Origin of the sequence: Saccharopolyspora sp. NPDC050389 (assembly GCF_040655595.1) — a bacterium.
In the GTDB taxonomy this organism is placed as follows: domain Bacteria; phylum Actinomycetota; class Actinomycetes; order Mycobacteriales; family Pseudonocardiaceae; genus Saccharopolyspora.
This window is the reverse complement of record NZ_JBFAKG010000016.1, coordinates 99,916-125,903: the sequence shown is the minus strand read 5'-3', so window position 1 is coordinate 125,903 and position 25,988 is coordinate 99,916. Positions and strand designations below refer to the sequence as shown.

27 protein-coding genes and 1 pseudogene are annotated in these 25,988 nt (G+C 71.2%); 9 read left to right on the top strand and 19 right to left on the bottom strand.

The features are described from left to right. Positions 1 to 12: 12 nt before the first annotated feature. Entirely contained in the window at positions 13 to 1,641 is a 1,629-nt protein-coding gene (locus AB0I53_RS13310) for a long-chain fatty acid--CoA ligase (RefSeq protein ID WP_358601132.1), read from the top strand. A 119-nt stretch (positions 1,642 to 1,760) separates the two neighbouring features. Here the strand turns inward: AB0I53_RS13310 and AB0I53_RS13305 are convergent, their stop codons facing one another. The 12 genes from AB0I53_RS13305 to mshA all read right to left on the bottom strand — a co-directional run bounded on the left by AB0I53_RS13305 (position 1,761) and on the right by mshA (position 14,311). Continuing rightward, positions 1,761 to 2,549 carry a thioesterase family protein gene (locus AB0I53_RS13305; protein ID WP_358601129.1) on the bottom strand — a complete coding sequence of 263 codons (789 nt, stop codon included), beginning with the start codon at positions 2,547 to 2,549 and terminating at the stop codon, positions 1,761 to 1,763. Between the two features lie 183 nt (positions 2,550 to 2,732). After that, positions 2,733 to 3,590, bottom strand: coding sequence for a sugar phosphate isomerase/epimerase family protein (locus tag AB0I53_RS13300; RefSeq protein WP_358601126.1), 858 nt, complete (start codon positions 3,588 to 3,590; stop codon positions 2,733 to 2,735). 49 nt (positions 3,591 to 3,639) lie between these two features. Continuing rightward, the gene (locus AB0I53_RS13295; protein ID WP_358601124.1) at positions 3,640 to 4,833 is read right to left on the bottom strand and encodes a hypothetical protein; all 1,194 of its coding nucleotides are present in this window, start codon (positions 4,831 to 4,833) and stop codon (positions 3,640 to 3,642) included. Next, complete coding sequence (locus AB0I53_RS13290) at positions 4,830 to 5,864, bottom strand: Ppx/GppA phosphatase family protein (RefSeq protein ID WP_358601122.1); 1,035 nt, start codon at positions 5,862 to 5,864, stop codon at positions 4,830 to 4,832. Before AB0I53_RS13290 ends, AB0I53_RS13295 begins: the two co-directional genes overlap by 4 nt. A 402-nt stretch (positions 5,865 to 6,266) precedes the next feature. After that, on the bottom strand, positions 6,267 to 7,316 hold the full coding sequence (locus tag AB0I53_RS13285) for a DUF418 domain-containing protein (protein WP_358601120.1): 1,050 nt from the start codon (positions 7,314 to 7,316) through the stop codon (positions 6,267 to 6,269). A gap of 166 nt (positions 7,317 to 7,482) precedes the next feature. Further along, a complete protein-coding gene (locus AB0I53_RS13280) occupies positions 7,483 to 8,163 on the bottom strand; it encodes a response regulator transcription factor (protein ID WP_358601118.1) in 681 nt (226 codons plus the stop codon). After that, a complete protein-coding gene (locus AB0I53_RS13275; protein ID WP_358601116.1) occupies positions 8,160 to 9,401 on the bottom strand; it encodes an ATP-binding protein in 1,242 nt (413 codons plus the stop codon). The genes AB0I53_RS13280 and AB0I53_RS13275 overlap by 4 nt, the downstream gene beginning before the upstream one ends. Before the next feature lie 260 nt (positions 9,402 to 9,661). After that, a complete protein-coding gene (locus tag AB0I53_RS13270; RefSeq protein WP_358601113.1) occupies positions 9,662 to 10,405 on the bottom strand; it encodes a phosphoglyceromutase in 744 nt (247 codons plus the stop codon). A 176-nt stretch (positions 10,406 to 10,581) separates the two neighbouring features. Continuing rightward, entirely contained in the window at positions 10,582 to 11,013 is a 432-nt protein-coding gene (locus AB0I53_RS13265; RefSeq protein WP_358576078.1) for an OsmC family protein, read from the bottom strand. 560 nt (positions 11,014 to 11,573) lie between these two features. After that, entirely contained in the window at positions 11,574 to 12,425 is an 852-nt protein-coding gene (locus AB0I53_RS13260) for a DUF4349 domain-containing protein (protein ID WP_358601112.1), read from the bottom strand. Between the two features lie 84 nt (positions 12,426 to 12,509). Further along, positions 12,510 to 13,022 carry a YbjN domain-containing protein gene (locus AB0I53_RS13255; RefSeq protein WP_358601110.1) on the bottom strand — a complete coding sequence of 171 codons (513 nt, stop codon included), beginning with the start codon at positions 13,020 to 13,022 and terminating at the stop codon, positions 12,510 to 12,512. Beyond that, positions 13,019 to 14,311 (bottom strand): D-inositol-3-phosphate glycosyltransferase, encoded by a 1,293-nt coding sequence (gene mshA, locus AB0I53_RS13250; protein WP_358601107.1) that lies wholly within the window; start codon positions 14,309 to 14,311, stop codon positions 13,019 to 13,021. Before mshA ends, AB0I53_RS13255 begins: the two co-directional genes overlap by 4 nt. Before the next feature lie 87 nt (positions 14,312 to 14,398). Between mshA and AB0I53_RS13245 the strand changes: the two genes are divergently transcribed. Further along, entirely contained in the window at positions 14,399 to 14,749 is a 351-nt protein-coding gene (locus AB0I53_RS13245) for a helix-turn-helix domain-containing protein (RefSeq protein WP_358601104.1), read from the top strand. A 140-nt stretch (positions 14,750 to 14,889) separates the two neighbouring features. Here the strand turns inward: AB0I53_RS13245 and AB0I53_RS13240 are convergent, their stop codons facing one another. Further along, on the bottom strand, positions 14,890 to 16,044 hold the full coding sequence (locus tag AB0I53_RS13240) for an Ig-like domain-containing protein (RefSeq protein WP_358601102.1): 1,155 nt from the start codon (positions 16,042 to 16,044) through the stop codon (positions 14,890 to 14,892). Positions 16,045 to 16,272: 228 nt separating this feature from the next. Here AB0I53_RS13240 and AB0I53_RS13235 point away from each other — a divergent pair, with 228 nt between their 5' ends. Next, entirely contained in the window at positions 16,273 to 17,022 is a 750-nt protein-coding gene (locus AB0I53_RS13235) for an SDR family oxidoreductase (RefSeq protein ID WP_358601099.1), read from the top strand. A gap of 59 nt (positions 17,023 to 17,081) precedes the next feature. On the opposite strand, the gene AB0I53_RS13230 is transcribed toward AB0I53_RS13235, so the two are convergent. Together AB0I53_RS13230 and AB0I53_RS13225 are read right to left on the bottom strand one after the other, a co-directional pair. Beyond that, positions 17,082 to 18,089: a hypothetical protein gene (locus tag AB0I53_RS13230; RefSeq protein WP_358601096.1), complete on the bottom strand. Its 1,008-nt coding sequence runs from the start codon at positions 18,087 to 18,089 to the stop codon at positions 17,082 to 17,084. 89 nt (positions 18,090 to 18,178) lie between these two features. Then, the gene (locus AB0I53_RS13225; protein ID WP_358601093.1) at positions 18,179 to 19,339 is read right to left on the bottom strand and encodes a UDP-N-acetylmuramate dehydrogenase; all 1,161 of its coding nucleotides are present in this window, start codon (positions 19,337 to 19,339) and stop codon (positions 18,179 to 18,181) included. A gap of 16 nt (positions 19,340 to 19,355) precedes the next feature. On the opposite strand from AB0I53_RS13225, the gene AB0I53_RS13220 reads away from it, so the two are divergent. From AB0I53_RS13220 to AB0I53_RS13210, 3 genes are all read left to right on the top strand, one after another. Next, a complete protein-coding gene (locus AB0I53_RS13220; RefSeq protein WP_358601091.1) occupies positions 19,356 to 19,874 on the top strand; it encodes a DUF2505 domain-containing protein in 519 nt (172 codons plus the stop codon). Beyond that, positions 19,853 to 20,722, top strand: a complete 870-nt coding sequence (locus AB0I53_RS13215) for a class I SAM-dependent methyltransferase (RefSeq protein WP_358601088.1) — start codon at positions 19,853 to 19,855, stop codon at positions 20,720 to 20,722. Before AB0I53_RS13220 ends, AB0I53_RS13215 begins: the two co-directional genes overlap by 22 nt. A 171-nt stretch (positions 20,723 to 20,893) precedes the next feature. After that, a complete protein-coding gene (locus tag AB0I53_RS13210; RefSeq protein ID WP_358601085.1) occupies positions 20,894 to 21,634 on the top strand; it encodes a maleylpyruvate isomerase family mycothiol-dependent enzyme in 741 nt (246 codons plus the stop codon). 74 nt (positions 21,635 to 21,708) lie between these two features. Here AB0I53_RS13210 and AB0I53_RS13205 read toward each other — a convergent pair whose 3' ends face one another. Beyond that, entirely contained in the window at positions 21,709 to 23,259 is a 1,551-nt protein-coding gene (locus AB0I53_RS13205; RefSeq protein ID WP_358601173.1) for an MFS transporter, read from the bottom strand. Between AB0I53_RS13205 and AB0I53_RS13200 the strand changes: the two are divergent. Continuing rightward, positions 23,258 to 23,809, top strand: a pseudogene (locus tag AB0I53_RS13200) (cupin domain-containing protein); the annotation flags it as partial. The gene AB0I53_RS13205 and the pseudogene AB0I53_RS13200 overlap by 2 nt on opposite strands. Here AB0I53_RS13200 and AB0I53_RS13195 read toward each other — a convergent pair. After that, a complete protein-coding gene (locus tag AB0I53_RS13195; RefSeq protein WP_358601083.1) occupies positions 23,762 to 23,947 on the bottom strand; it encodes a hypothetical protein in 186 nt (61 codons plus the stop codon). The pseudogene AB0I53_RS13200 and the gene AB0I53_RS13195 overlap by 48 nt on opposite strands. Positions 23,948 to 23,970: 23 nt before the next feature. Here AB0I53_RS13195 and AB0I53_RS13190 point away from each other — a divergent pair, with 23 nt between their 5' ends. Together AB0I53_RS13190 and purU are read left to right on the top strand one after the other, a co-directional pair. Beyond that, positions 23,971 to 24,231: a helix-turn-helix transcriptional regulator gene (locus tag AB0I53_RS13190; protein WP_358601080.1), complete on the top strand. Its 261-nt coding sequence runs from the start codon at positions 23,971 to 23,973 to the stop codon at positions 24,229 to 24,231. 157 nt (positions 24,232 to 24,388) lie between these two features. Then, positions 24,389 to 25,261 (top strand): formyltetrahydrofolate deformylase, encoded by an 873-nt coding sequence (purU, locus tag AB0I53_RS13185; protein WP_358601077.1) that lies wholly within the window; start codon positions 24,389 to 24,391, stop codon positions 25,259 to 25,261. 115 nt (positions 25,262 to 25,376) lie between these two features. On the opposite strand, the gene AB0I53_RS13180 is transcribed toward purU, so the two are convergent. Then, positions 25,377 to 25,634: a hypothetical protein gene (locus tag AB0I53_RS13180; RefSeq protein WP_358601074.1), complete on the bottom strand. Its 258-nt coding sequence runs from the start codon at positions 25,632 to 25,634 to the stop codon at positions 25,377 to 25,379. A gap of 38 nt (positions 25,635 to 25,672) precedes the next feature. Beyond that, positions 25,673 to 25,891, bottom strand: coding sequence for a zinc finger protein (locus tag AB0I53_RS13175; protein WP_358601071.1), 219 nt, complete (start codon positions 25,889 to 25,891; stop codon positions 25,673 to 25,675). Positions 25,892 to 25,988: the final 97 nt, after the last annotated feature.

Genomic DNA, 25,988 nt, shown 5'->3' with positions numbered 1-25,988 from the left:
GGAGTTCTGATCATGTTCAGCACGATGCAGGACGGCCCACTTTCCATCGCTCGGATCCTCCAGCAGGGCAGCGAGCCGCACGGCGCATCCGCGGAGGTCGTGACCTGGACCGGCGACGGCGCGCGGCGCCGCAGCTTCGCGGAGGTCGGCCGCCGGACCGCGCAGCTGGCGCACGCGCTGCGCGGCCTCGGCGTGACCGGCGACCAGCGCGTCGGCACGTTCATGTGGAACAACGCCGAGCACCTGGAGGCCTACTTCGCGGTGCCGTCGATGGGCGCGGTGCTGCACACTCTGAACATCCGGCTGTTCCCCGAGCAGCTCGTCTACGTCGCCAACCACGCCGAGGACCAGGTCGTGCTGGTCGACACGACGCTGCTGCCGCTGTTCCAGAAGCTGCTGCCGGAGCTGAAGACGGTGCGGCACGTGATCGTCGCCGGCGGCGGCAAGGCCGCGTTGGAGGCGCCGGCCGGGGTGGCGGTGCACGACTACGAGGAGCTGCTGGCCGGGCAGCCGGACGTGTTCGACTGGCCGGAGATCGACGAACGCTCGGCCGCCGCCATGTGCTACACCTCCGGCACCACCGCCAACCCGAAGGGCGTCGTCTACTCGCACCGGTCGATCTACCTGCACTCGATGCAGGTGTGCATGACCGACGGGATGGCCCTGTCACAGGCGGACCGGTCGCTGGCCGTGGTGCCGATGTTCCACGCGATGTCGTGGGGCCTGCCGTACGCGGCGTTCATGGTCGGCGCGTCGATGATCATGCCGGACCGGTTCCTGCAGCCCGAGCCGCTGCTGAAGATGATCGCGGCGGAGCGGCCGACGATGGCCGCGGCGGTGCCGACGATCTGGCAAGGCGTGCTGCAGCACCTCGACGCCGACCCGCACGACGTGTCCTCGCTGCGCGAGGTCGTGGTCGGCGGCGCCGCGTGCCCGCCGTCGCTGATGAAGGCGTTCGACGAGAAGTACGACATCTCCGTGCTGCACGCGTGGGGCATGACCGAGACGTCGCCGCTGGGCAGCGTGGCCCGGCCGCCGGTAGGCGTCAACGGCGAGCAGAGCTGGACCTACCGCGCCAGCCAGGGGCGGCTGCCGGCCGGCGTGCAGGGCCGGTTGGTCGGCGATGACGGCGCGGTGCTGCCGTGGGACGGCGAGAGCGTCGGCGAGCTGGAGGTTCGCGGGCCGTGGATCGCCGGGGCGTACTACGGCGACGACGATCCGGAGAAGTTCCACGACGGCTGGCTGCGCACCGGGGACGTGGGATTCATCACGCCGGACGGGTTCGTGCAGCTGACCGACCGGGCCAAGGACGTGATCAAGTCGGGCGGCGAGTGGATCTCGTCGGTCGACCTGGAGAACAAGGTGATGGGCCATCCGGCGGTGGCCGAGGCGATGGTCATCGGCGTGCCGGACGAGAAGTGGTCCGAGCGGCCGCTGGTGGCCGTGGTGCTCCGCGACGGTCAGCAGGTGGACGCGGCCGAGCTGCGCGACTTCCTCGCGGGCGAAGTGGCGAAGTGGCAGGTGCCGGAGTACTGGACGTTCATCCCGGAAGCGCCGAAGACCAGCGTCGGCAAGTTCGACAAGAAGCGCCTCCGCAAGCAGCACGCCGACGGCGGCCTCGACGTCACCCGCCTCACCTGATCGCCCGGGTGAGTGGCAATGGTCGTTCCAGCGACCATTGCCACTCACGACCGCGGCACCACGGCCTCGTGAGCGGCAATGGTCGCCCTAACCACTCACGACCGGCGTGCCGGCTCTGGTCAGGGCGACAGGGCGAGTTGGCGGGCCTGGCAGACCAGGCGGCCGACCGAGTCGATCACCATGACGTCCTCGTCGAACCACTGGCCGTGCACCGCGCGGCAGTCCACCACCATCCGCAGCCAGCCGTTCGCCGGCTGCGCCCGCAGCAGGGCGGTGAGCTGCACCGTCGGCGCCCAGCCGAACCGGCCGAGGTTGAGCGTCACCGGCACCGTCAGGTCACCCGCGACCAGCCCGAACAGCAGGTCGGGCTGCGCCTCGCGGGGCTTGGCCCACAGCCGCAGCCGCGGCTCGCCGGTGCCGCCGTTGAGGAAGTCCGCGGTGCTCGCGTCCAGCCGCATGTCGCAGACCCGCGCCAGGGCGAAGAACTTTCGGGCCTCGGTGGCGGCGAGGTCGATCGCCGTCGACGGCGGATTCACCGGCATGTCGGGCAGATCCGACCACTCGGGCTCCGACTCGGGCACCTTGCCGAGGGTGGCCGTGGCGTCCACGCAGACCTGGCCGCTCTGCTCCAGCTGCGCGCGGGCCGCCGTCACCGTCTTGCCCGCCTTGAGCACCTCGGTCCGGATCAGGACCGGGCCGACCCGGGGCGGGCGCAGGTACTGGGCGCTGATCGAAAGCGGCGCGAGCCCGGTGACATCGCCGAGGGCGCGGGCCATCAGCGCGAGCAGGTAGCCGCCGTGCGGGCGTTCTCCTACGGCCCACTCGGGATGCAGGTTGGCGACGAAGGTGCCGTCGCCGAGCGGGCGCACCGTGGTGGCCGCCGCGAAGGGATCCAGGACCTCTGTCACGTGCGGTCCAGCGGACGGAAGCGCTCGGCGACCGATGCGCGCAACGAGTTCATGTTCACTGATTCTAGTGACCTTCGGAGAAGTTGATCACTAGGCATCGGTTAGTCGTTCCGGCCGCCCGTGCGCGCTTTTGCTGGCTATCGCTCAGAAAACCGCGCCCGGACCCTGACCAGGAGAAACCGGTCAGCTCGCGCGCAGCGGTTCCAGGTGCAGCCGGGCGAACAACAGCGCTTCGGACAGCAAGGCCGCGCGCTGCTGGGGATTGCGCGCCTTGCGGGTGTTGATCTCCAGGACGACCGCGCCCCGGTACCCGTCGGCGGCCAGCGCCTCGCACACCTCCGCGCACGGCTGGTTGCCCTGCCCCGGCACCAGGTGCTCGTCCCGCGGCGCTCCGGTCCCGTCCGCCAGGTGCACGTGCGCCAGGCCGTCCTTCATCCGCTTCAGCAGATCGATGGCGTCCACGTGCGCCGCGGCGGCGTGCGACAGGTCGAGCGTGTAGTTGCGGTAGCCGACCTCCGTCGGGTCCGGCGAGGGCTTGAACGCCGACAGCCCGCTGCTCTTGCCGCCGCGCAACCGGTTCAGCGTGCTCGGCGGGCGCAGCGGGAACATGTTCTCCACTGCGATCGAGATCCCGCTGGTCTCCTCCAGCTCCGCGACCAGCTCGCCGAACCCCTCGGCGTAGCGGCGCTGCCAGCGGAACGGCGGGTGCACGACGACCGTCTGCGCGCCCAGCTCGCTGGCCACCACCACGGACCGCCGCAGCCGCTCCTCCGGCTCCGCCGACCAGACCCGCTGCGTGATCAGCAGGCACGGCGCGTGGATCGCCAGGATCGGCACGCCGTGCTGCTCGGAAAGCCGGTGCAGTGCCGAAACGTCCTGGCTGACCGCGTCCGCCCAGACCATCACCTCGACGCCGTCGAAGCCGAGGTCCGCGGCCATCTCGAACGCCGCCCGCGCCGGCTGCGGCCACACCGATGCGCTGGACAGCCCGACCGGGATCCGGCCGGGTGCCTCCTCGCGCCTGGGCGGTTGCACTGTCATCGCCTGCCAAGCATGACCGACGGTGGACGGGTGGGTGTTCGCCGGTGCCTCACGAGTGGCTGAACAGCAGCAGTGCCGCCGGGGACACCGTGCAGAACAAGCCGACCAGCACCGCCAGCAGGATCGTCTGCAGATCGTTGGTGCGCAAGAACTTCCACGCGATGAACACCAGCAGACCGGTGATCACCAGCGCGGCGCCCAGCGCGGCCAGCGCATTCGTGCCCCACAACCAGCGGAACCCGACCCAGACCAGCCCGCCACCGACAAGGCCGGCGACGCCCTGCAGCACCAGAGTGCCCCACTCCTTGCCTGCGGAGACGGGCTCTTCCTCCGGTTCGCCCTCGCGGTAGTCGTCCGCGTCCAGACCGGCGGGCAGCTCGGGGTCGTAGTCGTCCTCGGCGTACTCGGCCTCGGGTTCGTCGTCGTAGGAGTCGAAGTCGTACGGGTCGTCCTCCGGCTCGGCCGGGGCTTCCTCCTCCTGCTGCTGCGCCGGTGCCGGCGGGTAGGCCAGCACCGCGGTGCCTTCCGCGTCGGGCGCGGACTCGGCGGCCGCGACACGCGGCATCTGCTCCGTGACGCCCTCCGGCGGAGTGGGCTTCGGCGGCGCGGGCTTCGGTGGCGCCGCGGGCGGGGGCGCCGCGGGCGGGGGCGCGTCCTGCTGCGGCGCCGGGCGCCGCAAGGCGGGCTGCTGGATCGTCGCCTCGGCATCGCCTTCCGGCGGAGCCGTCGGGGTCGACGCCTTGCCCGTGCCCGCGCTGGAGAACCGCTGCGCCCAGTAGCTGGCGCCCGCCGGCTCCGCCGCTGGCTCCGCGGCCGCAGGAGGCGGCGCGGTAGGGGGCGCAGTAGGCGCTGCCGCCTGCGGTGGCGGCGGCGCGGCGGGCTGCTGAGCGGCCGGCGGCTGCGAAGCAGGTGCTTGCGAAGCGGGTGCTTGCGAAGCGGGTGCTTGCGAAGCGGGTGCTTGCGAAGCCGGCGGCTGGGAGGCCGGGCTCGGGGGTGCAGCCGGGCTAGGTGCGCCCGGGCGGTGGCTGCGGCGCTGCGGCGGCTCGCCGTCCGGCGGCACGGCGCGCATCTGGCCGCTGTCCGACAGCACTCGCTCGATGATCGCCTGCGGCGCGGTTTCGGTCGGGTCCTCGGCCCGGCGGCGCCGACGCCGGGAACTCTTCTGCGAGCTGCCGCCGTATTCGGCGAGCAACTCCGCAACGGTGCGCTGGGTGGGCTGATCGGCCCCGCTGTCCCGACTCATCGCTTCCACCGTGCCCCGTGCTGCGTCTGGCGTCCAGTTACGTCCGCGGACCCCGACTCCGCGAGCCCCAGTGTTGCGCGGGCCTGAATGGCAGTGTGACTGTCTCCATTGGTGTGGTCCAGTCGTCGCAAGATCACACCCTCCCGCAACGCCCAGGGGCAGATGTCGAGCTCCCTCAGCCCCAGCGCGCGCATGGTTGCCTCGGCCACCAAAGCGCCTCCCACCAGCTGGTGCGCCCGCGCGCCGCTCACGCCGTCGAGCGCGGCCAGATCGGACGACGACATCCGGGTGATGAACGCGAGCAGCTGCCGCAGGCCGGTCTCGGTGAGCGTGCGCGGCACCCGCGGGCCCGCCGAGGCCGGCGCCGCCCCCGTCAGCCTGGCCAGCGACCGGAACGTCTTGGAGCTGGCCACCGCGCGATCGGGACGACCCAGCTTGCGGAAGCGCTTCGCAGTGGGTGCCAGCTGCCCCTGCAGCCATTCGCGCAGCTTCTTCACCTCGTCCTGGGTCGGCGGGTCGTGCAGCATCGTGCGCGCCAGCCGCCCCGCGCCCAGCGGCACCGACACCGCCAGGTCCGGCTGCTCGTCGATGCCGATCGCCATCTCCAGCGAGCCGCCGCCGATGTCGAGCATCAGCAGGTTCCCCGCGGACCAGCCGTACCAGCGGCGGGCCGCGAGGAAGGTGAACCGGGCCTCGTCCTCGCCCGGCAGCACCTCCAGCTCGATGCCGGTCTCGGCGCGCACCCGAGCCAGCACCTCGGCGGCGTTTTCCGCGTCGCGGATCGCCGACGTCGCGAAGGCCATCAGCTCCTCGCAGCCGGCCGCGATCGCCGCCTCCTGCGCGTCGGCGACGGTGCGGACGAGCTCCGCGGCATCCTCCTCGGCGAGTCGGCCGCCGTGCGAGCCGATCCGCTCGGCCAGCCGCAGCACTGTCTTCTCCGATGTCATCGGGGTCGGATGGGCACCACGATGCGCGTCCACCACCAGTAGGTGGACCGTGTTGGATCCGACGTCGAGCACCCCTAGGCGCATGCCCGACAAATTACCGGCTGCGCACGCGGTCGGGGACGAGGTGGGGCAGCAAACGGCCTACCCGGCCACCCCGCGCGCGCCGCAGACCTGGCCAACCACGGCAGCAGTGCGCCAGGTCACGCGGCCAACATCACCCCTCTGACCTCGCCGCCAAGGGCGAGGCCCGAGGGGCTGTCACGCTGAGTGCACGCCGGCCCGCCTTTGAAGCGGCGCAGCCGCTTGGCTCACCCCCGCAACCGGCACCGCCGCGGGTTCTCAGACAGCGCCTGGCGAGGACAGCCCCGAAGCCGCGCATTGGTGGACATGCAAAATCGGGGATCCCACAGTCCAGGCGGCGGCCGTAACTCCCGCAGGGGGCCGCCACCCGCACCGCAAAGCAGGATGAGTCTGGAAACAGGCTCTCTAGGCCGATGCTCGGCGGAGGGGAACGATGCTCCACCAGGTCGCGCAGCGCCAGACCCACTCCAGCGGGCCGTACCGGAAGCGGGCGAGCCACAACCGGCTCCAGATGACCTGGACGACGAGGATGCCGGCGGCCAGCGCGATGAGCGTGCCCCACGCCGTCGACTCCCACAGCCCGGCCAGGGGGCCGAACAGGATGATCAGCAGCGTCGCGGTGACGTAGTTGGTCAGCGCCATCCGCCCGAGCGGCTCGAAGGCCGCGGACAGCGCGCGGCGAGCCGGCGTCCGCATCAGCAGGAGCAGCCCGGTGGAGTAGGCGATGGCCATGAACAGCCCGGCCGCCGCCGACGAGTGCGTGAAGCCGGCCGACAGCGGGTTCTGCTCCTGCAGCACCAGGAATCCGGCGGAGGCGACCACGGCCACCGCGAACACGATCGCGATCTGGCCACGGCGGCGGTGCAGCGTCGCGGGCAGCCCGCTCTGGGCGAGGGCGAAGCCGGTCAGCAGCAAGCCGGGGATCAGCGCCGTGCCGCCGCTGGTGAAGGTGATCGCGGTGGCGACCAGCGCGGCGCCGATCGGGAGGTTGGCCCACCACGGCAGGAAGCTCATCGGCAGCAGCACGAGCAGCCCGAAGATCGCGTAGGGAAGCAGGGCTTCGCCGGGCTGGAGGAATTGGTGCAGGATGCCGAACCCGGCGAGCACGACCAGCCTGCGCAGGAGAACCACGCGGGGATGCGCCGCGCGCCGGCCCGCGCTGGCCAGGAAGATCCCGAACCCGACGCCGAACAGCAGGGAGAAGATCGGGAAGAACCGCTGCTGGACGAACATGTCGAACGCGTGCGGAATCGGCAGGACCTGGTAGTCCACCGTGCGATGCACACTCATCATCGGCGGGATGTTGACGAAGATGATCCCGCACAGCGCCAAGCCGCGCAGGACGTCGAGTTCGACGATGCGCCTGGTGGCGGCCTTGCCGAGCGACGCCACGGCGGCGGGCGGCGGAGGCGCCGTCGAGACGCGTCCGGGCGCGTTCGGGGTCGGGTTGTTCACAACTCAAGATTGACGGTTCGCACCGATGTTCGCCGATCGGCCGATCGGCCGTCCGCCCTCGGCCGATCGGTTGGTCGTCGGCGCTGCGCACTCGGCCGGTCGGCGCGGAAGAGCCCCCGGAACAGCCCTGAGGGGCCGCTCCGGGGGCTCGTCGCACGGCGTCTTGCTAGCCCTCGAACTTGTAGCCGAGGCCGCGGACCGTGAGCAGGTAGCGCGGATCCGCCGGGTCGGGCTCGACCTTCGAGCGCAGCCGCTTGACGTGCACGTCCAGCGTCTTGGTATCGCCGACGTAGTCGGCGCCCCACACCCGGTCGATGAGCTGGCCTCGGGTGAGCACCCGGCCGACGTTGCGCAGCAGGTATTCGAGCAGGTCGAACTCCTTCAGCGGCAGGTTGACGTCGGCGCCGTCCACGGTCACCACGTGGCGTTCCACGTCCATCCGCACCGGCCCGGCCGCCAGCACCTGCGGCTGCAGCTCCTCCGCCTCGCCGCGGCGGCGCAGCACCGCGCGCACCCGCGCGATCAGCTCCCGCGCCGAGTACGGCTTGGTGACGTAGTCGTCGGCGCCGAGCTCCAGGCCCACGACCTTGTCGATCTCGCTGTCCCGGGCGGTCACCATGATGACCGGGACCGAGGAGCGCTGGCGCAGCTGCTTGCACACGTCCGTGCCGCTCATGCCCGGCAGCATCAGGTCGAGCAGCACGATGTCCGCGCCGTTGCGATCGAACTCGTCCAACGCCTCCGGGCCGTTGGCGGCGACCGCCGCCGTGAAGCCCTCCTTGCGCAGCAAGAAGGCAAGTGGGTCGGCGAAGGACTCCTCGTCCTCCACGATCAGCACCCTGGTCACCGGACTCCTCCCGTTTCGACGGCTGTGACCCCGTCCGCGCTCTCCGTCGCCGAGCGGGCGACACTGCCCGCGCGATCCGCTGATGACACCGGCTCCGCTGCAGCCGGCTGGCCGTCGGTCGTGCCGTGCCTGGGCACCCGAAGTGTGAAGGTGGAGCCGGTTCCGGTGCGACTCCACAGCTTGACCTCGCCGCCGTGGTTGGCGGCGACGTGCTTGACGATGGCCAGGCCCAGGCCCGTGCCGCCGGTGGCGCGAGATCGCGCCGGATCCACCCGGAAGAATCGCTCGAACACCCGTTCGTGGTACTCGGGCTCGATGCCGATGCCGCGGTCGGTGACCGCGATCTCCACGAAGTCGCCGGACAACCGGCGGCTGATCGACACCGGGCTGTCCGGCGGCGAGTACGACACGGCGTTGTTGATCAGGTTGCTCAGCGCGGTCACCAGCAACGTCCGGTCCCCGTCCAGCAGGTAGCCGGTGGGCTCGTCGACGGCGATCTCGATCCCGGCGGACTCGGCGGCCAGCCGGCAGCGGCCCAGCGCCTCCTCCACCACAGCGTCGACGCCGACCGTGGTCAGCTCGGGCAGCCGCTCCGCGCCCTGCAGCCGCGACAGCGCGATCAGCTCGGAGACCAGCGTCCCGAGCCGGGTCGACTCGTGCAGGATCTTGGTGGAGAACCGCCGCACCTCTTCGGCGTCGTCGGCCGCGTCCAGCACCGCCTCGGCGAGCAGCGCGAGCGCCCCGACCGGGGTCTTGAGCTCGTGGCTGACGTTCGCGACGAAGTCGCGGCGGGTGGCCTCCAGGCGGACCGAGTCGGACTCGTCGGCGGCGTCGACGACGGTGAAGCCGTCGCCGACCGGCCGCACCTCGCCGAGCACCGCGGCCGGGCCGCTGCCGCGCAGCGCGGTGCCGGCGCGGTTGAGCGGGGAGAGGTCGACGGGCACCGGCTCGCCGTTCAGCAGGGCCTGTTCGGCGGCCTTGCGGGCGCGCGGATCGGCCTGGTGGTCGCGGATGAGTCCGAGCTCGTCGGCTCGCGGGTTGTGCAGCACCACGTCGCCGAACTTGTTGAGCACGACCACGCCGCTGTCACTGGTGTGCACCAGCCTCTGAAGCAGTTCGGCGACGGTCGGGCCTTCAGGCTTGCCGCGGCGCCGGGATCCCCGAGCTGCGACGAAGCCGCCGATCGCGCCCAGTGCGAGCGCGCCGATGATCAGGGCGGTGTAGCCCAATGCGGTCACGCCAGCATCGTAAGCAAGCCGGGGTGGGGAAAGGCCAGTCTACGAGGGCGTTCCGTGATACCCGTGACACGAAAAGGGGGCTTCTTCACCTCGGCTTCACCCCCTGCTGGGAGCCAGTTCACGTACCGCCCGGTCGACCGTCGCGCTCCGTTCGCCGCCTCGGCGACTTCTCGCCATCCGCCACCCATCTAGGTGACGAGCGAGGGGCGCCCTTACCAAACTGCTCGGCAACGGGCGCCCCTCGCTTTGAGCCGATCGGACTAGCGGCCCTGGTTCGCGACGGCTGCCGCGGCGCTGGCGGCGGCCTCCGGGTCGAGGTAGGTGCCACCCGGGTTGGTGGGCTTGAGGTCGGCGCCGAGGTCGTAGCGCAGCGGGATACCGGTAGGGATGTTCAGGCCCGCGATGTCGCCGTCGGAGATCCCGTCCAGGTGCTTCACCAGCGCGCGCAGCGAGTTGCCGTGCGCGGCGACCAGCACCGTGCGGCCGGCCCGCAGGTCAGGCACGATCGCCGACTCCCAGTACGGCAGCAGCCGGGCCACCACGTCCTTGAGGCACTCGGTGCGCGGGAGGTCGGCGCCGAGGTCGGCGTAGCGCGGGTCGGAGTCCTGGCTGAACTCGCTGCCGAGCTCGATCTCCGGCGGCGGCGTGTCGTAGGAACGGCGCCAGAGCATGAACTGGTCTTCGCCGTAGGCCTCGAGGGTCTGCTTCTTGTTCTTGCCCTGCAGCGCGCCGTAGTGGCGCTCGTTGAGCCGCCAGTCGCGGCGAACCGGGATCCAGTGCCGGTCGGCGACGTCGAGGGCGATGTTCGCCGTCGAGATGGCGCGCCGCAGCAGCGAGGTGTGCAGCACATCCGGCAGCACCCCGCTCTCGCGCAGCAGCTCACCGCCGTGCTTGGCCTCGGCCGTGCCCTTCTCCGACAGCGGGACGTCCACCCAGCCGGTGAACAGGTTCTCGGCGTTCCACGTGCTCTCACCGTGCCGCAGCAGCACCAGGGTCGCAGTCATAACCCCAGGCTATAGGTGTTGTGAGCTCGCTTTGCGTGGCGGTGCGGGTGGTGGCCCCCACGGCTGCGCAAGCTGCGCAGGTGGGCCAAGCGGCTTCGCCGGTTCAAGGACGAAGATCAAAACCGTCCTTGAACAGTCGCTCAACGCCGGCCGCCGTGCTTGCGCGTGGAGCCGCCTCAGTCGAGGGCGGCGTCGAGGGTGATCGTGGTTCCGGTGAGGGCCGCCGAGACCGGGCAGATCTCCTTGGCCTTCTGGGCCGTTCGGTCGAAGACGTCCGGGGCGATTCCCGGTACCTTCGCCCGCACGGTCAGCGCGATCCCCGTGATGGCGAAGCCGTCGCCGCGCGGGCCGAAGGCGACCTCGGCGCTGGTGTCGATCCGCTCCGGTGGCGTGCCCGCCGCGGTGAGCAGGCCGGACAGCTGCATCGAGTAGCAGGCGGAGTGGGCCGCGGCGATCAGTTCCTCGGGGCTGGTGCGGCCGTCGGGCTCCTCGGCCCGGGACGCCCAGGTGACCGGGAACTGGCCGGCATTGGACGAGTCCAGCGTGACGGTGCCGGAGCCGGACTTGAGGTCTCCGGTCCACTGCGTGGTGGCGTTGCGATCGGTCATTTCGCCGCTCCTCATCGGGTGCGCGGAGGCCGCTGCCTCCCGCCGGATCCACCCTCCCGCAGCGCGCGGTGACCCGCAGTTTTGGTTGTGCGTGTCACCCGACAGTTATGTGATCATCGCAGCGCCGTGACACGAAAGTGGTGACTGTCACTTTCGCGCACGCACCGAACGCGGTTCGAATCCTTAGCGTTACTTTCAGTAGAAAACATCACACTAATGGAGTAATGCGGCGGCCTTGTGGCCGCTGCAGGACTCTGCGAAGTTGACAACGCTCTCCTTGAGATCGGCTCCCACGCACTCCCCGATCTCGCGAGAGCAAGTACGCGGTTCGTATCCCCCATCGAACCGCGCCCCCGCCGGGCCCCGGGTGCCCCCCGCCCACCGGCCCGTCAGGCGGGACCCCCACGCGGGGCGGCTCGTGCTCGTGACTCCCCCTCTCTCCCGAGCCGCCCCGCGCGGTCCCTTTGTTTTCAGGCTCGCCTTGCTCGGCGGTGCTGCCCCGTGAGTGCTTTGGGGCGCTATGGCACCCCGAAACGCTCACGGGCCTGGAACTGCCGGGCTCAGATGCGGGTGTTGCGGAGGGCTTTCCGGCGGCGGCGCAGGAGCCAGGCCGCCGTGGCCGGCACCGCTAGCACCACCGCGAACGGGAGCACCGCGCCGAAGGCCGTCAGCAGGAACGCTCCGATCTCGGACAGCGCTCGCCAGCCGCCGAAGAGCCCCGCCAGGAAGCCCGTGTCGTCGTCGGCGACCGCGCTCGGGCGCTCCAGCCGCACCGTCACCGTGGCCAGCTCGACCTGGCCGGACAGCGCCGCCGCGCGCCGTTCGAGGGCGTCCAGTTCCGTTTCGCGCGAGGTCAGCTCGCTCTCGATCGACACGATCTCGTCGACCGTCGCGGCGCGATCCATCAGCGCGCGCAATCGCTGCACGCTGGCCCGCTGGGAATCGATCCGGCTCCGGGTGTCCACCAGCTGGTCGGTGACGTCCTGGGTCTGCTGGCTGCGCGACGTGACCCGCCCCAGGCCGGACAGCTCGCCCAGCACCTGGTCCAGGCGCTCCGCCGGAACCCGCATCGTCATCGTCGTGCTCGACCGGTAGGTGTCCTCCTGCTCGAGGTAACCGCCCGCGCCCTCGCTGCGCCGCCGCACCTCGGCGCCGACCCGCTCGATGTCGTCGACCTCGATGCCCAGCTCCGCCGTCCGGATCACTTCTCGCTGCCCGGTCGCCGGGCTCTGCGCGTCAGGCGCCGTCTCGGTCGCGAAACCGTTGCCCGAGGTGCTGCGCTCCGATGGGGCTACCGGCGCCACCGCGCGAGACTGCGAGTTCGCCGAATCGCCTGCCCCCGAAGAACATCCACCGAGCAGGCCGAGCGCGACCACCGCCACGATCGGCCCGCGTAATCGCCGCTTGCCCATGCCGTTCTCCTCCGCGTCGTCGTGAACACGGCGGAGACGGAGGAGGACGATCTTCCGGTTGCACCGATCGGGCGACGAACGCCGCTACTGCTGGTCGTGCAGGGGCTGGACCGGGCCGTCGCGCTCCACCAGCTGCCGGAACGGCTGGAGGTTCGCCAGGGACTCGCCGCGCGACTCGCGCCAGCCCCACTCGCGCCGGATGGCCGTGGCGAACCCGAGCTCCAGCAGGGTGTTGAAGTCGCCGTCGGCCGCCTCCAGGACCTGCCCGAGCACCCTGTCCAGCTCGTCGGCGGTCACCGCGTGCAGGCCGATCCGGCCGACTAGGTAGATGTCGCCGTTGCCGTCGATCGTGTAGTGCACGCCGTAGAGCCGGGCGTTGCGGCGCAGCAGGAACCGGTACACGTCCTCGTGCGCCTCGTCGGGCTGCCGGCACACGAACGCCTCGACGACCAGGGCGTGTTCGGCCACGATGAGCCAGCAGTTGGTCTGCAGCTTCTTGTTGCCGGGCAGCGTGACGAAGTACCGCCCCGCGCCCTTGGGCGCGTACTCCAGCCCACTTGCGTCCAATGTGGACTTGATGACCTCGTCGACGCTCACGCCGTGACCTCCCGGATGCGCAACTGCGCGTGGAACGACATCTTCGCCTGCGCGTAGGCGTCGAGCAGAGCCTCTGTGGTGCGTTGCCACGAGAAGCGCGCAGCGTGCGCGGTGGTGTTCGCGGCCAGCCGAGCGCGCAATCCCGGCTCCAGCACCGAGCCGAGCGCATCCGCCCACTGCCCGGCGCCGTGCCCGTCCACCAGCAGCCCGGACACGCCGTCGTCGACCGCGACCGGCAAGCCGCCGACGGCGGCTGCGACCACCGGCGTTCCGCAGGCCTGCGCCTCCAGCGCGACCAGCCCGAAGGACTCGTTGTAGCTCGGCACCGCCACGACGTCCGCCGCCCGGTACACGTCGCGCAGAGCGACCCCGCTGCGCGGCGGGAGGAACCGCACCACATCGGTGATGCCCAGCTGCGCCGCGAGTTCCTGCAGCGCCCGGGGACGTTCCAGCCCGCTGCCGGACGGCCCGCCGACCACCAGCACCACGAGGCGGTCGCGGATCTCCGGACGCCGGGCGAGCAGTTCCGCCGTCGCCCGCAGCAGCACGTCCGGGGCCTTCAGCGGCTGGATCCGGCCGACGAAGGCGAACACCACCGCGTCCGGCGGCAGGTCCAGGTCGGCGCGGGCGGCGGCACGATCGCCGGGGGTGAACAGTTCGAGGTCGACGCCGGGCGGGATCGTCACGACCGCGTCCGGATCGGCGCCGTAGCGGTCGATCAGGTCGGCGGCCTCGAACTCGGTGTTGGCCACCAGCACGTCCGCCTCGGCGACCACCTGCTCCTCGCCGAGCACCCGGCCCCGCGGCTCGGGGCTGTCGCCCACGGCGAGGTTGGCGTTCTTGACCTTGGCGAGCGTGTGCGCCGTGTGCACCAGCGGGACGCCCCAGCGCTCCCGCGCCAGCCAGCCGACCTGCCCGGACAGCCAGTAGTGCGAGTGCACGATGTCGTAGTAGCCGGGCTCGTGGCGGGCTTCCACCCGCAGCGCGCCGGCGGCGAAGGCGCACAGCTGGGACGGCAGGTCGTTCTTGTCGAGCCCCTCGAAGGGGCCCGCGACCACGTTCCGGACCAGGACGCCGGGGGCCAGCTCCGCGATCGGCGGGATGTCCGAGGAGGTCGCCCTGGTGAAGATCTCGACCTCGGTGCCCAGCGCGGCGAGCTGCTTGGCGGTCTGCGCGACGTAGACGTTCATGCCGCCGGCGTCGCCGGTACCGGGCTGCTCCAGCGGGGAGGTGTGCAACGAGAAGACGGCGGCGCGGCGCGGCCGCATGCGTAACGTGCTGGAAGTCATCTGCTGCCCATCGCAAGCCGAGCGGCCCGAATTTTTCGGGCCCGCGTCAAACCCGACACCCGGCGCGGCGGAAACATTCCCGTCGCCGTGCCGGAACACAGCCGGGCCAACCTTCGACGCTACCGCCCGGGGGCCGCCGGTCAGGCCTGCCAGGCGGCCCCGGGTGGCACTGCTCACACGCCGGGCGACCGGCCCGAACGCAGCGCGAGCAGCGCCCCGACGAGCGCGATCACCGCGGATGCGGCGACCGCGGTGCGCAGGCCGCCGCCGGTGTCGAAGTCGACGATGACCCACCATTGGCGGGTGCTCCGCGAGAGCGGCGTGATCTACCAGCGGCCGGCCGGCCGCGAGATCCACCTGACCCTGCGCTGCGCCGACCTCGACGAGAAGTTCCCGGGCGTGCTCAAGGCGATCCTCGCCGCCGCCCCCGACGACTGAGCCCGCGTACGCAACGGGGCCGTGAGTCTCGCGCACGCAACGGGGCCGTGAGTCTCGCGCACGCAACGGGGCCGTGAGTCTTTTGGGCCGCTATAGCAACCCAAAGGACTCACGGCCCCGTTTCAGCGGAAGGACTTGGCTCAGACCGCCGACTTCTTAGTCCACTGGTCCCAATTGAGGAGCCAGTCGTAGACGTCGAACTGCGCCGGCATGGTGCTGGCCGAACCCGTCACCTCGATCGGATCGCCGAGCAGCGCGCTGTCGAAGTAGGCCTTCGCGTCGGCCGCGCTGAGGTTGATGCAGCCGTGCGAGTTGTTGACCTTGCCGAGCGCGGCGGCGTTCTCCTGGTTCTCGTGGATGAACTCGCCGTGGTTCGAGAACCGCGCCGCCCAGGTCTTGCGCACGTCGCGGTAGCCGTACCGGGGGTTGTCCATGATCTCCACCGGGTTCTTCTCCATCACGATGAAGGTGCCGTTGGGAGTGTTGCGGCCCGGGTCGTACTCCTCACCGTAGCTCGCCGCGTAGCTGGCCACCTGCTCGCCGTCGCGCATCACGACCAGCCGGTGGGTGCCCACGGCCGCCTTCACGATCTGCGCCCGCCCGATGTCGAACTCGGTGCTCAGGTCCGCCAGCCCGTAGGCGCCCTGGCCGTAGGACTGGCCGTAGAGCTTCGCGTGCACGCTGACGTGGGTGTGCGCCGGCCAGTACTCCTTCGGCCGCCAGTTGACCTGCCGGTCCGACAGCCACGCCCAGGAGCCCTCGACCGGCACCGAGGTCTGCACGGTCAGCGCCCGCTGGATCGCCGCCTTGTCCTGAACCGCCTCGTCGAACTTCACGCTGATCGGCATCGCGATGCCGACCTTGGCGTTGTCCGTCGGGTTGATCGTGGCGCGGATCGTCTTCGCGGGCTGCAGCGTGCTGAACCGGCCCTGCACCGGCACCTGCTTGCCGTCCTCGCCGGTCGCCTGGCCGGTCCAGGAGTAGCTCTTGCCGTAGCCGAGCGCCTCGGTGGCGTGCCAGCTCTTGCCGTCCTTGGCCAGCTCGCCGGCGACCTGCTTGCCGTCGGCGTTGGCCAGCACGATGGTGTCGAACCTGCCGCGATCCACGGTGGCCCCGATCGGCGCCGCCGGGTTGACCTCGCCCGCGTCGGAGCCCGGCTCGAAGGACACCTTGGCGACCGGGTCCGCGGGTTTCTGCTCCTGCGGTGCGGACGAGCCGCAGCCCGAGATCAGCAGCACCGCCGCCACAGCTCCCGCCAGCGCAGCCCACCGCGACCGCGGCTTGGAACCACTCACCTTCTGACCCCGATCCCTTCCGAGAATTTGCACACGGCCATCCCTTTTGCCCGAAAAGCAACCGGACGGTCGTGGAAAAGTGACCCAATATCCATAAGACGCCCGAAGACGTAAAAAGATGTCCTGAACCCCCAGTGTGTCGTGTCACATCCGGCGCGTCACACCAGCCCCGGCCGGACGTGGTCCGATGGAAGCGGGCAATCGGCCGTCTCCCGGGAGGAAGAAGACGTGAGCACAAGTTCTGCAGGCCGCTGGGCCGTGGTCACCGGGGCGAGTTCCGGCATCGGCGAGGCCACCGCACGCCAACTCGCCGCCGCCGGTTTCCACGTGGTGCTGGGCGCCCGGCGGCTCGAGCGGCTGACCGCGCTCGCCGAGGAGATCGGCGGCACGGCGCTGCCGCTGGACATCACCGATCCGGATTCGGTGGCGGCGTTCGTCGAGCAGGTGCCGGAATGCCACGTGCTGATCAACAACGCCGGCGGCGCGAAGGGCCTGGCCAAGGTCGCCGAAGCCGACGAGGACGACTGGCGCTGGATGTGGGAGACCAACGTGCTCGGCACGCTGCGGATCACCAAGGCGCTGCTGCCGAAGCTGGTCGCCTCGGGCGACGGGCACGTGGTGACGGTGACCTCGGTGGCGGCCTCGGAGGTCTACGACAACGGCGCGGGCTACACCTCGGCCAAGCACGCCCAGGGCGCGCTGCATCGCACGCTGCGGGGCGAGTACCTGGGCGATCCGGTGCGGTTCACCGAGGTCGCGCCGGGCGCCGTGGAGACGGAGTTCTCCGAGGTGCGCTTCGGCGGCGACAAGGAGCGCGCGGCGGCGGTCTACCGCGGCATCACGCCGCTGACCGCTGACGACATCGCGGACGTCATCACGTTCGTGGTGACCCGCCCGTCCCACGTGAACCTGGACTTCATCACCGTCAGGCCCCGCGACCAGCACTCGGCCACCCGGATGCACCGCCGCAGCGAGTGATCCATTCCGGCTGAAGGGCGCCTTTCGCCGATCGGGTCGGCGGGAGGCGCCGCTCCGGCTCACACGCGGATGCGCTGGGATTCGGTGCAGAGCTCCACGTCGAGCTCCGCCAGCACGTCCGTGATCGGGCTGGCGAAACCGAACACGCCGCCGCGGCTGCCCGCCACGTGCAGGCCGATGATCCGCCCGCCCGGATCGAGCACCGCCGCCCCGGCATCGCCCGGCCCGCAGAACCGCAGGTCCGCGGCGGTGATGCGGATTTGCTCCCGCAGCACCCGGACGCCCAGGGCCTCGCCGTGATCGATCCGCACGGTCGCATCGACCGAGGTGACGACGCCGAGCGTCACGCCCGTGCCGAAGCCGTTCTTGCGGACCCGCTCGCCCGGATACGCCGTCGCGCGCCCGGTGACCGGGCCGATGCCGTCGACCACGCACGACGTCTCCGAACCCGGCGCGATCGCGACCGCGGCCGCGTCAACCCGGCCGGACAGCGCCGCCCGCGCCAGCTCGGTGTGCACCCGGCCGCCGTCCGGATCGACCATCCGGTCGCCCACCGCCCAGGCATCGTCCAGGCAGGCCACGTCGAAGGTGGTCAGGCCCATCGGGACCACCGTCGGCGCGGTGCCGGTGACGATCGCCCCGAGCGTGCCGATCCGGCGGTACTCGCCGGCGCTCGGCACGGTCGGCGGCGTCAGGTAGACGGCCCGGCAGGGCGCGAGCCCGCCGCCGGCCCGCACCACGCCGGAGCGCTCGCCGCAGCGCCGGCTCGGCGCCAGCGGCTCCTGCCGGGTGCAGTGGATGTGCTGCAGGACCGGCTGCTCCTCGATGACGTCGGTCGGGATGCCGAAGATGTCGCCCGGTACGCAGGTGCCCGGTACGAGCTGGTCGCGCGGTCTCTTGCAGACCACCGAGACGACGATGACCTGCTGCCCGGTGGGCGCCCCGGCACGGTGCTTCACACCGATGTCGACAGCGGTCACCCCGGGCAGGTCCAGGAGCTGGTCCTCGACAGCCCGCTTGATCGGGCGTATGACCGCCCGGTCCCTAAGCTCCCTGATGCTCAGCATGGTGGCCCCCTCCACCTACCCCATTTAACACTCAGGGTTACGCATCAGTCACGAAGAGTCACTCTTACGGCCGTTCGGCTCTTCGGCTGCTACAGCGAACAGTCCACCAACACGGGCTCGGGTGCCAGCGAAACGCCGAAGGCCACGCGTACCCCGTCCCGAACTTCACGCGCTAGAAGTAGCAGGTCGCGGGTCGCCGCGGCGCCGCGGTTGGTCAGCGCGAGGGTGTGCTTGGTGGACAGCCCCACCCGTCCGCCGGGGCCGGGATGCCCCTTCGCGAACCCGGCTCGCTCGATCAGCCACGCCGCGGACAGCTTGGTCCGGCCGCCGTCCGCCGGGTACTGCGGGATCCGCTGGTCCGGGCCGATCTCGGCGACGATGCGGGCCAGCACCTCGGGCAGGTCGTCGGCGTCGACGATCGGGTTCGTGAAGAACGAGCCGGCGCTCCAGGTGTCGTGGTCGGCCGGGTCGAGCACCATGCCCTTGCCGCGCCGCAGCGCCAGCACTGCCTCGCGGGCGCTGGCCACGTCGACCTGCCCGCCGGGCTCCACGTCTAGCGTGCGCGCGAGCTCGGCGTACCGGATCGGGGCCGACTGGCCGCCGTCGCGCAGCAGGAACCGGGCGCGCAACACCACGGCGGCGTCGCTGTGCTTGAGCACGCTGCTCCGGTAGGCCAGCCCGAGCTCGCCGGCCGGGACCGTGCGCACGCGCCCGGTGGCGCGATCCAGCAGGTCGACCGAGACCAGCAGCTCGGACACCTCGATGCCGTAGGCGCCGACGTTCTGCACCGGCGTCGCCCCGGTCAGGCCGGGGATGCCGGACAGGCATTCGAGCCCGCCCAGGCCCTGGCGGACCGTGTCGGCGACCACCTCGTCCCAGTCCTCGCCGGCCTCCGCCGTGAGCTGCACCAGCCCGTCGCCGACGCTGTCGTACTGGCGCCCCTTGGTGGCGATCCGCACCACGTGCCCGGCGAAGCCCTCGTCCGCGACCACGACGTTCGAGCCGCCGCCGAGCACCAGCAGCCGCTGCCCGGCCGAATCCGCGGCCCGCACCGCGGCGGTCAACTCGTCTGGGCGGTGCGCGACCACCAGGTCGGCTGCCGGGCCGCCCAGCCGCAGCGTCGTGTAGCCGGCCAGCGACCGGCCGTCACCGCCGTGCCCGACGGCTGTCCCGGCTGGGTGCGGATCCGACGACCGAGTGTTATCGCGCACTTCTTCCGCACCGGACATGGAGGGGTTCACGGTTGCCAAAGGTAGCCTCCGCTGCATGGCACGCCGCATCGAGCACCGGAGCACCTCCGAGTGGCCCGCCGCCCGGGTGTACGAGGCGCTGATCGACAACGACTACCTCGCCGACCGGTTGGCGGAGATCGGCGGCTCGAACGCGGCGCTGCTCCAGCACGTCACCACCGAGGACGGCGCGCGGTTCCAGGTGCGCCAAGGCGTGCACGCCGACAAGTTGCCGTCGGTGGCCCGCACGGTGGTCGGCGGGGACCTGACGATCGACCGAAGCGAATCGTGGCGGCGCGAGGAGGACGGGCACTACACCGGCGAGATCGCCGCCGAGATCGCCGGCGCGCCCTGCTCGATCACCGGCTCGATGTGGCTGCGCGACCTGGCCGAACCGGTCGGATCCGAGGTCAGCGAGTTCGTCGTGTCCGGCAGCGTGCGGGTGAACGTGCCGTTCCTGGGCGGCAAGCTGGAGGACCTGATCGTCGACCAGGTGCAGAAGCTGCTGTCCGACGAGGAGCACTTCACGACCGAGTGGCTGGCCCGCCGGGGATGAGCTCGGCCCCGAAGAAGCGGGCGCCCCGGCTCGCCGCCGGTCGGGCTCGCGCCCTGGGCATGCCGACGCGCGGCACCACCAACCCGAACCGGCTGCGGCGCATCGACCGGTGGATCGCGGGCACGCCGTGGGTCGCCGACGCGCTGCGCAACGCCGTGGAGCCGGTCGTCATCGACCTCGGCTACGGCGCCACCCCGGTGACCACCGTGGAGCTGGCGGCCCGGCTTCGTCCGCTGCGGCCGGACGCACGGGTGGTCGGGCTGGAGATCGACCCGGATCGGGTCGCGGCCGGCAAGCTCGTCGCCGATCCGCCCGCGCTGGAGTTCCGCCGCGGCGGGTTCGAGCTGGCCGGATTGGCCGCCGGGGTGCGCGACTTCCCGGGGCCCGCGCTGGTGCGGGCGTTGAACGTGCTGCGCCAGTACACCGAGCCCGAGGCGTGGAAGGCCTGGGAGGAGCTGTGCTCCCGGCTGGCGCCGGACGGGTTGCTGGTGGAGGGCACCTGCGACGAGATCGGGCGGCGCTGCTGCTGGGTGACGCTGGACCGGAGCGGGCCGCGGACGCTGACGCTGGCCTGCCTGCCCGCCGACATCGAGCGGCCGTCGGACCTCGCCGAGCGGCTGCCCAAGACCTTGATCCACCGCAACGTGCCGGGCGAGAAGGTGCACGCGATGCTGGCCGAGCTCGACGCGTGCTGGGCGAAGGCCGCCCCGATGGCCCCGTTCGGGCCGCGCGCCCGGTGGGTGCAGGCCACGCAGACGTTCGCGGAGCTGGGCTGGCCGGTGCTGGACCGGCGGCGAAGGTGGCGGCTGGGCGAGCTCACCGTCGACTGGTCCGCGGTAGCGCCCTGAGCCGGCCCGCGCGGGCTTTCACCGCGCTGCGGGTCGGCATTCGGCCCTGCTGGTGGTCGATGGATTCCGCGCACACGCCCAGGACTTCTGACCGCCCACCAAGCGATCGACGGCCGATCTCCTGGTCCGCCGCCCTGTCCACGACGACGTCCGGATTCCTATTGTGGAGACATGGCGAGCGACTTCTTGCACCGCGCATTCCGGGACCAGGCCGCTGCCTTCCGCAGCGCCGTGCTCCAGGCCGGACCGAACTCCGAGGTCTCGACCTGCCCCGGCTGGGACGTCCGCAAGCTGGTCCAGCACCTCGGGCAGGCCTACGCGAGGGCGGAGCTCTCCCTGCACCTGGAGCCGGGCAGCGAGCGCCCCGAGGACCTGCGGCCGCCGGCCGAGTTCGACGACGTGGTCGCCTGGTGGGACGAGCGGCTGGCGATCCTGCTCCAGACACTGTCCACAATGGATCAGGACCGGCCCGTGCGGTCGCTCTACCCCGGCGGCACCCCGAAGACCTGGACCCGGCGGATGGCGCACGAGACGGCGATCCACCGGCTCGACGCGGAGCACGCGCTCGCCGGGCTCGGCCCGGACCACGTGCACGATCTGATCTTCGACCCGGAGCTGGCGGCCGACGGCATCGACGAGTTCCTGACCATGCTGCTGCCCCTCGGCGACTGGGCGGAGCAGGAGAGCGAGGGCAAGGTGCTCTTCCACGCTCCGGACGCGGGCCGCGCCTGGCTGGTCGAGTACCGGCCGGGCCGGCCGCCGCTAGCCGGGGCGCCGACCGACGCGGCGTTGGAGGTCGACGCGACGGTCGCGGGCACGGCAGACGCGTTGTTCCGGCGGGTCTGGGGCCGCCCGAGCACTGCCGTGGTGACAGGCGACGCCGCCCTCGCGGCCCTCGCGGCCGGGCGCTGACTACAGCCCGTGCGTACTTTGTGCTGCTATAGCGACACAAAGTACGCACGGCACCTGGCCAGGCGAAACAGTGCTCACGCAGCGGCAGTCAATGCGGGTTGTTCGGACCGCTCCGCTGCCCCGATCCGGTCAACCCTCTTGAGCAGCGTCAACGCCAGCATCAGCAGCAAAGCGGCGAGGCACCCGCTGACGATCGCCACGGCCTGCAGGCCCGACGTGAAGCCCTCGCGTACAACGGCCACGAGCGCATCACCACCGGGGAGGCGCTCGGCGATGGCGAGCCCACCGCCCAGATTTCCGGCGACCTCGGCGACCAGATCGCCCGGAACCCCCTCGGGCGCCGACGTCCGCACCTGGTCGCGGTAGACGGCGGCCATGACGCTGCCGGTCGCCGCAACCCCGAAGGCCAGGCCGAGTTCGTAGCTGGTCTGCCCGACCGCGGACGCCTGCCCCGCCTTCTCCGGCGGGGCGGCACCGACCGCGATGTTGGTGCCCAGCACGGTGATCGGTGCCAGCCCCGACATCATCGCGGTCACGCCGACCACCGCGGGCACCACGCCGGAGGGGCCGGGCGGGAGCGTGGCGATCAGCGCGCAACCGACGATCGCGAGCACGGCACCACCGGCGATCACGTGGGCCGACCGCACCCGCCTGGCCAGCGCGGACGTCACCTGCGATCCGATCGCCAGCCCGACGGCGGGCAGCACCATCAGCAATCCGGCAGGCAGCGGCGAAACCCCGGCGACGAGCTGGAAGTACTGCGGCACCAGGTATTCCACGCCGTTCATCGCGGCCAGACCGACGAACAGCAGGACCAGTGCGGTGGCGAACGTCCGGTCGCCGAACAGGCGCAGGTCCAGCAGCGGGTTGTCGATCCCGCGCTGGCGGCGGACGAACAGCAGGCCGAAGAGCATCGTCACCAGCAGAGCCGACAGCGCCCAGCCGTCGACGCCGTACTCGCCGAAGTGCTTGATGGCGTAGACGAACGACAGCAACGTCAGCAACAGCAGCGGCATGCTGATCGCATCGAGCTTGCGGGCACCGGGATCGCCGGAGGCGGGAACCGTGATCGGCACGACGACGAGCGCGACGACCATCACCGGCACCCCGGCCAGGAAGACCGAGCCCCACCAGAAGCGCTCCAACAGCACACCGCTGAGCACCGGGCCGAGCGCGATACCCGTGGACAGCGCGGTCACCCACATCGCGATGGCCCTGGCCCGCTGCCGCGGATCGGTGAACATGTCGGAGATCAGCGCCAGCGTCGACGGGATGATGGCCGCGCCGGCCACCCCGAGGACCGCCCGGCCGGCGATCAGCGCGCCCGGGTTCGGCGCGAAGGCGGCGGCGAGCGACGCGACGCCGAAGACCGCGATGCCGAACAGCAGCATCTTGCGCCTGCCGAAACGGTCACCGAGGTTTCCTGCGAGGACCAGGAGGCAGGCCATCGCGAAGCCGTAGCTGTCGTTGATCCACAGCAGCTCCGCGCTCGTGGGCCGCAGGTCCGCGGCGAGTTGCGGGGTGGCCAGCCACAGCACGCCGAGGTCGGCGGCCAGCAGCAGGGTGGGCAGCAGCAGGACGGCCAGGCCGATCCGGCGCCGAAACCCGAACGTTCGTGAAGGCATGGACTCCACCCAACAACCGCAGCGCTGGACTGTGGATGGCTGGAAGTCCGGGATCGATGTCCGCGCGTCTAGGCTGGCGGCCGTGGACGATGCGCTGTCGAGCCTGCTGCACGACGTCCGGTCCAGGGGCGCGCTTTTCGACCAGTCGATCCTCTGCCCGCCGTGGTCGCTGCGGTTCGCGGACGAGACTCCGCTGACACTGCTGACGATGGTCAACGGCGAGGCCTGGGTGCTGCCTGACGATGCCGAACCGGTTCGCCTGCGCAGGCACGACGAGGCCATCGTCGTGGGCCCGAAGCCGTTCACGGTCGCCGACTCCCCGGAAACCGGGCCGCTCGCGGCGCACGCCGAGCCGCCGATGTGCGGCGCCGGCACCGACGTCACCGGCTCGACCGTGCTGCTCAAGGGCACCTACCAGGTGCGGGGCAGCGTTTCGCAGCGAGTGCTGACCGCGTTGCCCCGCGTCGCGGTGATCCCCGCCGGGCCCGCCGGGTGCCCGACGCTAGAGCTGATCATCGACGAGATCCGGGTGGACAAGCCCGGCCGCCAGGCGATCCTGGACCGCCTGCTCGACCTGCACCTGGTCGCCAGCCTGCGGGAATGGTTCGACCGGCCGGAATCGGGCGCCCCGGCCTGGTACCGGGCGCATCACGACCCGCTGATCGGCCGGGCCGTGGCGCTCATCCACGAGGCCCGGAGCACCCGTGGACGGTGGCGAAGCTGGCCGCCGAGGCGGGCATGTCGCGGGCGACCTTCGCGCAGCGGTTCCGCCGGCTGGTCGGGCAACCGCCCATGGCGTACCTCGCGGAGTGGCGAATCTGCCAGGCCGCCGACCTGCTGGCGCGAACGGATGCGACGGTCGACGCCATCGCCCGCCAGGTCGGCTATTCCAACGCGTACGCGCTCAGCGTCGCCTTCAAGCGCAGCCTCGGCATCCGCCCCAGCGAACACCGCGCCGCCCTCGCCGGCTGACCCGTTCCGCCGGCGACGGCTCGTGAGCGCTTTGGACTGCCATGGCGATCCAAAGTGCCCACGACACCCGACCAGGCGAAACGATGACTCCTAGTGGGCGTCGCACGGCTCGGCCTGTTGCCGGAACAACCATTGCTACCTGCGATAATCACCGGCCGTGAGCCCTTCCGAACGTCGCTTCGTCATCAGCTTCGGCTGCCCGGACCGCACCGGGATCGTCGCCCGCATCGCGACCTTCATCGCCGAGCACGGCGGCTGGATCGTCGAGGCCGGCTACCACACCGACATCAACACCGGCTGGTTCTTCACCAGGCAGGAGGTCCGCGCGGACTCGCTGCCGTTCGGCATCGACGAGCTGCGGCGCCGGTTCGCCGCCGTCGCCGAGGAGCTCGGCAGCCGCACCAACTGGCAGGTGGCCGACACCGGCGAGCGGCGGCGCGTGGTGATCCTGGTGTCGAAGGAGGGCCACTGCCTGCACGACCTGCTCGGCCGCATCGGCTCAGGTGAGCTCGACGTCGACCTGAGCGCGGTGATCGGCAACCACCCGGATCTGGGCCCGATCACCGAGGCGCACGGCATCCCGTTCCACCACGTGCCGTTCGGCAAGGACCCGGACGCGAAGGCGGCGGCGTTCCGGGAGGTCCGGAAGCTGGTGGACGACCACGACCCGAACGCGATCGTGCTCGCCCGCTTCATGCAGGTGCTGCCGCCCGAGCTGTGCGAGGCGTGGGCGGGCCGGGCGCTGAACATCCACCACAGCTTCCTGCCGTCGTTCGCCGGCGCCCGCCCGTACCACCAGGCGTACGAGCGCGGCGTGAAGCTCATCGGCGCGACCTGCCACTACGTGACCGCGGAGCTCGACGCGGGGCCGATCGTCGAGCAGGACGTGATCCGCGTGGACCACACCGACGACGTGACCGACATGGTCCGCAAGGGCCGCGACGCCGAGAAGCTCGTGCTGGCCCGGGGCCTGCGCGCGCACCTGGAAGGCCGGGTCCTGGTCCACGGCCGCCGCACCGTCGTCTTCTGATCCGGTGGCCGGGCGCGCTGCGGAGAGGGAGGCTCGCGCCCGGCCACCGGGGTTGGGCCGCTGCGGCGGAGTCGGGGGATGGGGCACCGCAGCGGCCCGTTCTTGGGGGTGTTGATCAGGTTCGCAGGTGGTGCCGCCCGGTGGGCTCGTCGGGATCACGCGTCGGGAACGCCGGTATGGGCGGGGGCTCCCGCTCGGCGCGGCGTTCGGCTTCGACGTCGGCTATCAGGTGCCAGACGGTGTACTCACCTTCGCCGCCTCCAGCGTGTTGGGCTGCGGACAGCGAGAACCGGGGCACCGGAACACGACTGACCAGCATGGCCAGGATCAGCAGGCTGAAGAGGACCAAAGTGGCCAACTGAAGCCAGAACATGAGGTTTCCTTCCGAAATCGGTTGCAAGATAAGGAAAATCAGGCACTGTCGCGGTCAGCGAGGATGCGCCAGCAACGCATGCACGACTCCTCGCGTATCCAGTCCACTTCGGACCGATCGTGCAACTCCCCCGCGTCGACCTCAGCGCCGCAGTAAGCAGTCACGGCCTCACCGGACGCAGCTTTCTTCGCAGCGATGGGGAAAGCGTGCCGACCACCGGCGACCGGCCGCCATATGTACGTCAGGTACTCGCTCATACACCCTCCTTCCAGTAAGCCTTCCAACATCACAAAATATTTCTAGAATCCTGTCGGATCCGTAGTCGCCTGATCGAGTAGTTGTTCCTGGGGGCAT